9 protein-coding genes are annotated in these 11158 nt (G+C 63.8%); 4 read left to right on the forward strand and 5 right to left on the reverse strand.

The window, feature by feature from the left end; genetic code table 11:
* Positions 1-16 precede the first annotated feature (16 nt).
* Positions 17-2323: a xanthine dehydrogenase family protein molybdopterin-binding subunit gene (locus WC739_RS21650; RefSeq protein WP_372955049.1), complete on the forward strand. Its 2307-nt coding sequence runs from the start codon at positions 17-19 to the stop codon at positions 2321-2323.
* Positions 2320-3297, forward strand: a complete 978-nt coding sequence (locus WC739_RS21655) for a DMT family transporter (protein ID WP_372955041.1) — start codon at positions 2320-2322, stop codon at positions 3295-3297. The genes WC739_RS21650 and WC739_RS21655 overlap by 4 nt, the downstream gene beginning before the upstream one ends.
* On the opposite strand, the gene WC739_RS21660 is transcribed toward WC739_RS21655, so the two are convergent.
* From WC739_RS21660 to WC739_RS21670, 3 genes are all read right to left on the reverse strand, one after another.
* Positions 3298-4110, reverse strand: a complete 813-nt coding sequence (locus WC739_RS21660) for a helix-turn-helix domain-containing protein (RefSeq protein ID WP_372955042.1) — start codon at positions 4108-4110, stop codon at positions 3298-3300.
* 63 nt (positions 4111-4173) lie between these two features.
* On the reverse strand, positions 4174-5049 hold the full coding sequence (locus tag WC739_RS21665; RefSeq protein WP_372955043.1) for a uracil-DNA glycosylase: 876 nt from the start codon (positions 5047-5049) through the stop codon (positions 4174-4176).
* 63 nt (positions 5050-5112) lie between these two features.
* Positions 5113-5757 (reverse strand): hypothetical protein, encoded by a 645-nt coding sequence (locus WC739_RS21670; RefSeq protein ID WP_372955044.1) that lies wholly within the window; start codon positions 5755-5757, stop codon positions 5113-5115.
* Between the two features lie 225 nt (positions 5758-5982).
* Here WC739_RS21670 and WC739_RS21675 point away from each other — a divergent pair, with 225 nt between their 5' ends.
* Together WC739_RS21675 and WC739_RS21680 are read left to right on the forward strand one after the other, a co-directional pair.
* Positions 5983-7662, forward strand: coding sequence for an electron transfer flavoprotein-ubiquinone oxidoreductase (locus WC739_RS21675; protein ID WP_372955045.1), 1680 nt, complete (start codon positions 5983-5985; stop codon positions 7660-7662).
* Between the two features lie 55 nt (positions 7663-7717).
* On the forward strand, positions 7718-8317 hold the full coding sequence (locus tag WC739_RS21680; RefSeq protein ID WP_372955046.1) for a DUF922 domain-containing protein: 600 nt from the start codon (positions 7718-7720) through the stop codon (positions 8315-8317).
* 41 nt (positions 8318-8358) lie between these two features.
* Here WC739_RS21680 and WC739_RS21685 read toward each other — a convergent pair whose 3' ends face one another.
* Complete coding sequence (locus tag WC739_RS21685; RefSeq protein WP_372955047.1) at positions 8359-9396, reverse strand: endonuclease/exonuclease/phosphatase family protein; 1038 nt, start codon at positions 9394-9396, stop codon at positions 8359-8361.
* Between the two features lie 111 nt (positions 9397-9507).
* Positions 9508-10971 (reverse strand): AMP nucleosidase, encoded by a 1464-nt coding sequence (locus tag WC739_RS21690; protein ID WP_372955048.1) that lies wholly within the window; start codon positions 10969-10971, stop codon positions 9508-9510.
* Between the last annotated feature and the right edge of the window lie 187 nt (positions 10972-11158).

Below are 11158 nucleotides of genomic sequence, written 5' to 3' on the forward strand. Positions count from 1 at the left end.
TCATCACGAGGCATCCATGACCGTCGTCACGCCGAAATTCGGAATGGGCGCCTCGGTGCTGCGGCGCGAGGATGCCGCCTTCATCCAGGGGCAGGGCCGCTACACCGATGACATCCAACCAACTGGCGTCCTGCATGGCTATGTCGTGCGCTCGCCCGTCGCAAAGGCAAGTTTCACGATCGGCTCGACCGATGCGGCGAAGGCGGCCGCCGGTGTCCACCTCGTGTTGACCGGCGAGGACCTCGCTCATCTGGGTGATCTCAAGTCCGGCGCCATGCAGGCGCAGCCAGACGGCACCAAGGCGCCGACGCGCGACATTCCGGTGTTGTGCCGCGACCGCGTCGCCTATGTCGGCGATGCCGTGGCCTTCGTTGTCGCCGACAGTCGCGCCCTGGCGCAAGATGCCGCCGAACTGATCGATGTCGATTATGATGGCGAAGACGCCGCCTGCGGCACCGCCACGGCACTGGCCGAAAGCACGCCGCTGGTTTGGCCGGAGCTCGGCTCCAACCGCGCTTTTTCCTATCACATGGGCGACAAGGCCAAGACCGAGGCGGCTTTCGCCAAGGCTGCGCACGTCACCCGCATCGAGTTCGTCAACAATCGGCTGGTCTGCAACTACATGGAGCCGCGCTCGGCCATCGGCGAGTGGAACGAACCGGGGAAGCGCTTCGTGCTGACCACCGGGTCGCAGGGCGTGCATTCAATGCAGAAAATCCTGGCCGGCCTGTTCAACATCAAGAAGGATCAGCTGCGCGTCATCACCCCGGATGTCGGCGGCGGTTTCGGGCCCAAGAGCTTCGTCTACCGCGAATATCCGCTGGTGCTGGAAGCGGCAAAGCGCCTCGGCCGTCCGGTCAAATGGGCCGGCGACCGCACCGAGCACTTCCTGACCGACGCGCAAGGCCGCGACAACGCGGTGACGGCCGAGATGGCGCTGGACAAGGACGGCCGCTTCCTTGGCATGAAGGTGGAACTGCTCGCCAATATCGGCGCCTATGTCTCCCAATACGGGCCGTTCATTCCCTATATCGGGGTCACCATGTCGACCGGCGTCTATGACATTCAGGCGCTCGATGTCTCCGTGACCGGCCTTTACACCAACACCTGCCCGGTCGATGCCTATCGAGGCGCCGGCCGGCCGGAAGCGGCTTTCCTGCTGGAAAAGCTGGTCGATGCGTGCGCCCATGATCTCGGCATGCCGGTGGACGAGATCCGCCGCCGCAATTTCATCCGGCCGGAGCAGTTTCCCTACCGCACGCAGACCGGCCGCCTCTACGACAATGGTGAATTCGCCGGCCATATGGACCGCGCCATCGAACAATCGGAATGGAAAGCGTTTCCGCAGCGGCTCGCCCAGTCGAAAGCCGAAGGCAAGATCCGCGGCGTCGGCATGGCGACCTATATCGAGGCCTGTGCCTTTCCCGGTTCGGAACCGGCCTTCGTCGAACTCAATGGCGACGGCTCCGTCACGTTGAAAATAGGCACCCAGACCAATGGGCAGGGACACGCCACCGCCTACGCGCAATTTCTGTCGGAGAAGCTCAACCTCGACATCGACAAGATCCATGTCCGCCAGGGCGACACCGACGAATTGAAGGCCGGCGGCGGCACCGGCGGCTCGCGGTCCATTCCGCTCGGCGGCGTTTCGGCGTCGCGCGCCGGCGAGGACCTCGCCAACAAGATCAAGCGCATCGCCGCCGACGAGCTGGAGGCTTCGGCCGGCGACATCGAACTGTCCGACGGCGTCGCCCGCATTGTCGGCACCGACCGCACGATCGATTTTTCGAGCATCGCCAAGGCCGCCAAGACACCAGACGATCTCAAAGGCTTTGGCGAATTCGTCCAGGACGAGTGCACCTATCCGAACGGCACCCATATCTGCGAGGTCGAGATCGATCCGGCCACGGGCGCGACCGAGATCGTCCGCTATACGATCGTCGATGATTTCGGAGTGACCGTGAATCCGATCCTGCTCGCCGGCCAGGTGCATGGCGGCGTGGTGCAAGGCATCGGCCAGGCGCTGGCCGAGGACACTGTCCATGGCGAGGATGGACAGCTGCTGACCGCGAGCTTCATGGATTACGCCATGCCGCGCGCCGACAATTTCCCCTTCTTCCATTTCGAGACCCGCAACGTGCCTTCCACCACCAATGCGCTCGGCATCAAGGGAGCGGGCGAAGCAGGCACGATCGGCTCGACGCCGGCGGCACTGAATGCCGTGACCGATGCGCTGTGGCGGGAATACGGCGTCAAGCACATCGAGATGCCGGCGACGCCGGCACGCATCTGGGCGACGATCCGGGAAGCCACGGGAGCGTGACGGCCCGCCCAGGCATTCCGGCGGTCGCCGCGGCTGACCATGCCGTCGGGCACAGTGTTCTCACCGGCATCATGCTCAAGATCGTCTCGGTGGCTGTCTTCGTTGGCATGTCGAGCTGCATCAAGGCAGCAGGCTCGGTGCCGGCCGGCCAGATCGTTTTCTTCCGTTCGTTCTTCGCCATCTTTCCGATCATCATCTTTCTCGCAATCAAGGGCCAACTCGGCACCGCGTTCACGACCAGTCGCCCGCTCAATCACATCGCGCGGGGCGTGGTCGGGGTCTGCGCCATGGGGCTCAGTTTCTTCGCACTGACACGACTGCCGTTACCCGAAGCCATCACGCTGAACTATGCACAGCCGCTGCTGGTGGTGGTGTTCAGCTCTATCTTTCTCGGCGAAGCGATCCGCGTCTATCGCTGGAGCGCGGTTGCGGTTGGCCTCATCGGCGTGCTGGTCATCTCGTGGCCGGAACTGACACTCCTGAGTTCGGGGGCCGCCCTCGGCGACGAGGAAGTGCTTGGCGTTATCGCGGCGCTTGTTGCGGCGGCGATTGCCGCCAACGCCATCCTGCTCGTCCGCAACCTTGTCCAGACCGAAAGGACGGCGACCATCGTGCTGTGGTTTTCGGCGACGGCGAGCGTCATGGCGCTGTTGTCGCTGCCCTTTGGCTGGCAGGCACTTACACCGGCGCAGGCGGGCCTCCTGGTCGCCGCGGGTTTCTGCGGGGGGCTGGCGCAAATCCTGATGACGGCGGCCTACCGCCACGCCGAGGCGTCGGTGGTGGCGCCTTTCGAATACACCTCGATGATCCTCGGCGTCGTGGTCGGTTATTTTGCCTTTGGCGATGTCGCCACGCTCAATACGCTCGTCGGTGGCGTGATCGTCATTGCCGCCGGCCTCTTCATCATCTGGCGTGAACGTCAGCTCGGCCTGGAGCGCAGCCGCACCGGCCAGGCGGCGCCGCCGCAGGGGTGATCAGGACCGTTCGGCGCGCTCGCGTGCCAGTCGCGCCAGCACGGCCCTTGTCTGCTCGTCGGCGGGAAAGAAGGATTCGATCGCCAGTTCCGAAAGTGTAACGTCGAGCGGCGTGCCGAACACGGTGACGGTGCTGATGAACGAAAGCACTTCGTCGCCAAGCGCCAGCCGCAGCGGGTGCGCGATGGCGTTCGGCTCGACAGGCGCGGGCCGGCCGCCCTTCAATCCCGAGGGGTAACCACGCAGTTCGCGTTCCAGATCGACCAGTTCCGGGTCGCCGCTTGCGTCGATCTGCTGCTTGAGGCGCTGGAGCAGGTGCGTGCGCCATTCCCTAAGATTGACGATGCGCGGTGCGATGCCGCCGGGATGGAGGCTGAGGCGGAGCACGTTGACCGGCGGCGTCAGCAGGGAGACTTCACTTACATCGGCCAGCAATGGCGCGACGGCCGCATTCGCCATGACCAGGTTCCAGTGCCGGCCCACCGCAAGCGCCGGGAAGGGCTCGTGCCCCTTGAGCACGATCTCCACTGCGGCCATCGCCGGCGCCATCGTCGCATCGCCAAGCGGGCGTTCGCTGAAGCTCGGCGCGAAGCCAGCGGCCAGCAGCAGCCGGTTTCGTTGCCTGAGCGGGATCGACAGCTGTTCGGCCAGATGCAGCACCATCTCCCGGGAAGGCGCGGCACGCCCGCTTTCGACGAAACTCAGATGCCGCTGTGAAATCTCCGCTTCCATGGCAAGGTCGAGCTGGGACATGCGGCGGCGCGTCCGCCATTCGCGGATAAGGCCGCCGGCGCTGTTTTGAGCTGTGGTCATGCAAGATGACTAGGGCGCCAAGGGAGCGATTTCAATTACCTCAGGCGTAATGGCGCTGCCCGCTCACCCAAGCGCGCGCAGCTTCGCCTGCACCTCAAGGAAATCCCGCCACGCCAGCTTCTTGTGCGCGGGTGCTCGAAGCAGGTACGCCGGATGCAGCGTCGGCATGGCCGGGATGGCCACGCCGGACGCCGTCGTATGGACGCGCCAGTTGCCACGCAGCCGCAAAATGCCTTCGCTGGTGTTGAGCAGCGTCTTTGCCGACGGGCCGCCGAGGTTGACCAACACCTTCGGATTGACCAGTTCGACCTGCCGCTCGATGAACGGCCGGCAGATTTCGGTTTCGTGCGGCGTCGGCGTGCGATTGCCCGGCGGCCGCCAAGGAATGGCGTTGGCGATATAGACGGAGGTGCGATCGAGCCCGATCGCCGCCAGCATGCGGTCGAGCAGCCGGCCGGAGCGGCCGACAAAAGGCAGGCCTTCGATGTCCTCGTCGCGGCCGGGCGCCTCGCCCACCAGCATGATGGCTGCTTCCGGGTTGCCGTCGGCAAAGACCAGGTTCTTGGCCGTCGCCTTGAGATTGCAGCCGTCGAAGGCCGCCATTCGCTGGCGGAGCTCATCCAGTGTGGTTGCCGTGGCCGCCAACTGGCGGGCCAGCGCCGCTTGCGCTTCGTCGGGCACGGTAGCTCTCGCCGAGGGTGCGCTGGCAACGCGTGCCGCATTTGCCCTGTCGTCGGCCTCGGCGCGCGATACGCTCGTCGAGCGGCCGGGCGGAACATTGTCGGGCAAAGGTGGCTGCGTACGCTCCGCCGGCCTGGGCGCGGCGTCGGCAAACCGGTTGACCGGCTGCTCTTCAAGCGCCTCGTCGACGCCCACGCTGGCATAAAAGGCCAGCAGGTCGGCAAGGTCGGGTCTGTTGTCTGGAAAAGCGGCGGTCATGGATTCACATTCGTCCGCATGACGGCAATTTGCAAGGTTGGCGGCATGGTTCCGGTTTGAACCTCAGCCGGTCGGTATGCGTGGATCCTGCACCAGGTAGAAAGTCCATCGCGGCGTGTAGTCGGTCAGCAGGAATTCGAATCGCGCGGTCTTCAGGGGGTCGACCTTGCCATTCCGGAACAGCAGCCGGTCATAAGGTTCGAAATCGCGGTCGAAGTCGGCGAAATTGCTCGACCGGATGTTGTCGGGCGTCTTGTTGCGCTGGTCAAACGAAAGTCCGTCGCCGAACACGCTTGGCTGGTTCAGGATTTCCTGCAGTTCGAACTGGAATTCGATCCAGGCCTGGCCACTGTTGTTAAGCACGTCGATGCGCATGTACATGATGCCGTTGGCGAATTCTCCCGCCGGGCCGAAGGGCTGGATCGGCTTCGTCGTGCGAATGGTCAGGGTCACCGGTGTCGCCGAATTGAGTTCTTCGGTGATCACCATCGGATCGTCTCTTGTCCCGAGCCCCGACGCGCCTGTGATGCGGAAGCCGCCGAGTTCGTCGGAGAAGGAGTATGCGCCGGTGCCCCACACCTTGACCTCGTCAGCGCCCGCATGTCCTGGCGCCAGCGCCACAAGGACCACGGGAAGCGCCCGGCGGAGCCAGCCGGTCGTCAACGGAAAGCGCATCGATGGGAAGCCGGCCGGCCCGGGAAAGCGCATGGCGTCCAGTATGGCAAATAAGCAAGCCGTCGAACAATTGAAAACGTCAGCGCGACATGACGGCCACTCGCAACAGCCGAGCCGAACGGGCAGTGCGCGACTTTTTGGCCAAATCCGCGTTGTAACGACTGCGCCGGTTTCCTGTCGCCAATTGATGCGCTATGCAGCGCGGGAGCCAGCAAGATGCCCGGACGGGAACCGGAACAAGCCAGTGCGGAGGGGTTTATGAGCGACATCGAACGCGAGAGCATGGAATTCGACGTGGTGATCGTCGGCGCCGGACCTGCCGGTCTTGCCGCCGCCATCCGCCTCAAGCAGGTCAATCCAGAGCTTTCGGTTGTCGTCCTGGAGAAAGGCGGCGAGGTCGGCGCCCATATCCTGTCGGGCGCCGTTGTCGATCCGATCGGCATCGACCGGCTGTTGCCGGGCTGGCGCGATGAGGAGGGCCATCCCTTCAAGACGCCGGTCACATCAGACCATTTTCTCGTTCTCGGTCCGGCCGGCTCGTTCCGTCTGCCCAATTTCCTGATGCCGCCGCTGATGAACAACCACGGCAACTACATCGTCTCGCTGGGCAATGTCTCCCGCTGGCTGGCGACCAAGGCGGAGGGGCTCGGCGTCGAGATCTATCCGGGCTTTGCCGCCGCCGGCCTGCTCTTCAATGACGAAGGCGCCGTCACCGGCGTCGTCACCGGCGACATGGGTGTCGAGAAGGATGGCACGCACGGTCCGGGTTTCGCGCCCGGCATGGCGCTGATGGGAAAATATGTGCTGATCGGCGAGGGCGCGCGCGGCTCTCTCGCCAAGCAACTGATCGCCAGATACAGGCTTTCCGAAGGCCGCGAGCCCGGCAAATATGGCATCGGCCTCAAGGAACTCTGGCAGGTCAAGCCGGAGAACCATCGACTGGGCCTTGTCCAGCATTCCTTTGGCTGGCCGCTCGACATGAAGACCGGCGGCGGCTCGTTCCTCTACCATCTCGAGGACAATCAGGTTGCGGTCGGCTTCGTGCTCCACCTCAACTACAAGAACCCGTATCTCTCGCCCTTCGAGGAGTTCCAGCGTTTCAAGACCCATCCGGCGATCGCGGGCACGTTCGAGGGCGCCAAGCGGCTGGGCTATGGCGCGCGCGCCATCACCGAAGGCGGCTGGCAGTCGGTGCCGAAACTGTCGTTCCCCGGCGGCGCTCTGATCGGCTGCGCGGCGGGCTTCGTCAACGTGCCGCGCATCAAGGGATCGCACAATGCCGTGCTGTCCGGCATGCTGGCGGCCGATCATGTCGCCGAAGCGATCGGTGCCGGCCGCTCCAATGACGAGCTTTCGTCATACGAGGCGGCGTGGCGCACAACCGATATCGGCAAGGACCTGAAAAAAGTGCGGAACGTCAAGCCGCTGTGGTCACGCTTCGGCACCGTCGTCGGCATCGGCCTTGGCGGCCTCGACATGTGGCTGAATACGCTGTTTGGAATATCGCCCTTCGGCACCCTGAAGCATGGCAAGGCCGACTACGCTTCCCTCGAACCGGCCGCCCGCCACAAGAAGATCGCCTATCCCAAGCCCGACGGCGTGCTGACCTTCGATCGTCTGTCCTCCGTGTTCCTGTCCAACACCAATCACGAGGAAAACGAGCCGGTCCATCTGCTCGTCCGCGACATGGACCTGCAGAAGCGCTCCGAGCATGATGTCTTTGCCGGCCCGTCGACACGCTATTGCCCGGCCGGCGTATACGAATGGGTCGACAAGGACGGCAACGCTGCTGCCGATCCCGAGGCTAAGGATGTGCGCTTCGTCATCAACGCGCAGAACTGCGTGCACTGCAAGACGTGCGACATCAAGGACCCGAACCAGAACATCGAGTGGGTGCCGCCGCAGGGCGGAGAGGGCCCGGTCTACCAGGGCATGTAGGGTACCCGTCGCCCGCAATCGGTCGTCGGTCGCCTTGTCGTGAAAGGAAGCCGACATGCGCTTGATATCACTTTCGGTCCTGGCGACCATCGGCGCATTTTGCGGATCCGCCACGGTTGCATCGGCCGACGTCACCGCCCTGGTCACGACGCAGACATATGACATCTCCGGCACGACCGGCGAGGCGCTGATCAGGTCGATGAATCGCAATGGGCCGAGGCATGGCTTCATGGCTCGCGCCATCGCGCAGACCAGCTATACGAAGGATTGGGACTTCGACTTCGTTCAGGCCAAGGGCGCCTGCCGTATCGGACGGGCAAACGGAACGCTCAAGCTGAAAGTAACTCTCCCCCGTGTCGCCTCCACGCTACCGCCCGGGCTCGAGAAGCGTTGGGTGCGGTTCTTCGCCGGTGTACGCAGGCATGAGGAGACCCATGCCGATATCGCCAGGCAGATGATGGCCGCGACCGAGAAATCGCTCGTTGGCCTGACGGTCCCTAATGATGCTCGCTGTTTCAAGGCCAGGCGAGAGGCCAAGCGACGCATCGACGCCATTTTTGATGACTACGAAGACAAGCAGAATGCTTTCGACGCAAGCGAGCATCGCGAAGGTGGCCACGTCGAATATCTGGTTGAGGCCCTGGCGAAGTCATAGAGGCTGGTTCGCAGGGCGCGCCGGCATGGGCGGGTGGCGCCTCAGCCGCGTGACCTGGTCGTCCGGTGAAGGGAAGCGGTCGCGGTTTCATGCTCGTCGACTGGCTTCTTCTCCTCCACTCCGAGCGAGAATTCGACCAGCACCGGCAAATGGTCCGAGCCGGTGCCTTCCAGCCTTACCGCGGAACGGATGGTCACCGCGCCCTTGCTGAACACCTGGTCGATCGGCAAGCCAGCGAATCGCCGCAGGAAATCCGGCAATCCGATATAGATCCAGCTTGGTCCGGCGGATGGCATGACTGTCAAGCCGCTGAGCGAGGCGACGCGCCGAACGGCTGCGCTCCATGGTACGGCGTTGCAGTCGCCCGCCATGATGGCCGTTTCGCCGAGAGAGGAGAGCGTTTCCGATATTTCGCCGATCTGCCAGTACTGCTCGCGCGGCCATGGCCAGCTCAGATGGATCGCGGCGACTTCGACGCCAATGCCGCCGAAATCGACCGTCGCTGTCGCCATGGCGCCGCGCCGCTCGCACCGAGGCTCGGTGCCGGCGGCAAAGGGCCGCCGCGACAGCAGCGCGACGCCGAAGAAGCCATTGGGATAGGGGCAAAGGATCCGGTACGGATAGGCGCTGTTGATATAGCCGAGCTCGGTCGCCCACATCGCCGACACCTCTTCGAGGGTGATGACGTCGGGATTGGTCCGGCCGATCAGCGACAGCACCTTCTTCGGGGTCGGATTGTCGTAGCGCAGGTTCATTTGCAGCAGCCTGTAGACGATGCGGTCGGCAGGCCTGGCCGCCGCCTGTATCGGCCACGGGCGAGGCAGCGCATCCGCCGTGGTGGCCAGGGCTGCAACGGCAAACACAATGGCCATGGCCGCCTGCGCACGAAACGATGTCGCCAGGAGTGGCAAAGCGCAAAGCGCCATCAGCACGGCAAGATGGATGCGGAAATGCGAAAACGAATCGAGGGCCGGATGGAACGAGCCGAAAAACCCGGCCAGCAAGGCGGCCGAGAGTGCCGTCATCGCCAGGAATATCACCCCAGCCGTCATGTTCGAGCGCGCGCCGCCTGTTGTCATCGAGGTCGTTGTCTGCTGAATACCGCCGGCAATCTGCCCGGCATGTTTACCGGCCAAATTGCGGCTTGGGCAAGACGATCAATACCCGTCGCCGGATTCCGGCCACTCCTGCTACTGAAAAGCGGTCTCCGAAAAGCTTCTCAATTTGCGCGAGTGCAGCCGTTCCATCGGCATTTCCGAAAGCTTCTCCATGGCCCTGATGCCAATGGTCAGGTGCTGCGCCACCTGCCGCTTGTAGAACTCCGTTGCCATCCCGGGCAGTTTCAGTTCGCCATGCAGCGGCTTGTCGGAAACGCACAGCAGCGTGCCGTAGGGTACGCGGAAGCGGAAGCCATTGGCGGCGATGGTCGCCGATTCCATGTCGAGCGCGATGGCGCGGGACTGCGACAGGCGCTGCACCGGTCCGCGCTGGTCGCGCAGCTCCCAGTTGCGGTTGTCGATGGTGGCGACGGTGCCGGTGCGCATGATGCGTTTGAGGTCGTAGCCGGAAAGGCCGGTCACTTCGGCGACCGCCTCCTGCAGCGCCACCTGGATCTCGGCCAAGGGCGGGATCGGCACCCAGACGGGGAGATCGTCGTCCAGCACGTGATCCTCGCGAACATAGGCATGCGCCAGCACATAGTCGCCCAGGGCTTGTGTGTTGCGAAGCCCCGCGCAGTGACCGAGCATGACCCAGGCGTGGGGCCGCAGCACCGCAATATGGTCGGTGATCGTCTTGGCGTTCGAGGGCCCGACGCCGATATTGACCATGGTGATGCCGCCATGGTTCGGCTTCTTCAGATGATAGGCCGGCATCTGTGGCAGCCGCGGCGGCGCCACCCCGTGGCTTGGCGCGCTTTGCCCGGCCTGGGTGATGACATTGCCCGGCTCGACGAACTCGTCATAGCCATGTCCGCCCTCCGCCATCTGCGCGCGCGCCCTGGCCACGAACTCGTCGATGTAGAACTGGTAGTTGGTGAACAGCACGAAGTTCTGGAAATGCTGCGGCGTGGTCGCCGTATAATGCGACAGGCGGTGCAGCGAATAATCGATGCGCTGGGCCGTGAACGGCGCCAGAGGCCTTGTTTCGCCGAATGCCACCTCGAACGTGCCGTTGGCGATCTGGTCATCGGTGCCATCGAGATCCGGCACGTCGAACAGGTCGCGGATTGGCCGCTTGATGCGTTCCGCGGCCGCGCCGTCGACATGGGTGCCTTCAAGGAAGGCGAAATGCAGCGGTATGGGTGTGGTCGATTCCGAAACGGTGACCGCGACGCCATGATTTCGCATGATCAGGCGCAGCTGTTCGACGAGGTAGCTCTCGAACAGTCCGGGCTGGGTGATGGTGGTCGAAAAATGCCCGGGCGTCGGCATGTGCCCGTAGGCCTGCCGCGAGTCGATCTCGGTGAAGGAATTGGTGGTTACGCCGACTTCCGGATAGAAAGCGCGGTAGCGTTTGCCATTGTCCCCGCCAGCTGCAGCAAGGGTAGCGAAGGCGTCACGCAAGAATGTGGTGTTTCGGTCGTAGAGCACCCGCAGTGCCGCCACGGCCTTTTCGGCATCATCGAAACTCTGCCGGCCAAAAGGCTCAGGCATGACCACGGATTCGATGGCTTGAGGGTAGATTCGCTTTTCCATGGCTCAATATAGAGGTTCGGAGGGGCCGTTGGGAGGGGTATCGCTGCCAATGGCGGCCGAGGTGGCTCTTTTATTCAACCGCGCCGCAGGCTGACCAGAAGCACGAAGCCGACCCCGGATTTCTTCATGGCGGCGGCGTTGATCG

The organism is Mesorhizobium sp., from assembly GCF_041661565.1.
GTDB lineage: Bacteria > Pseudomonadota > Alphaproteobacteria > Rhizobiales > Rhizobiaceae > Mesorhizobium.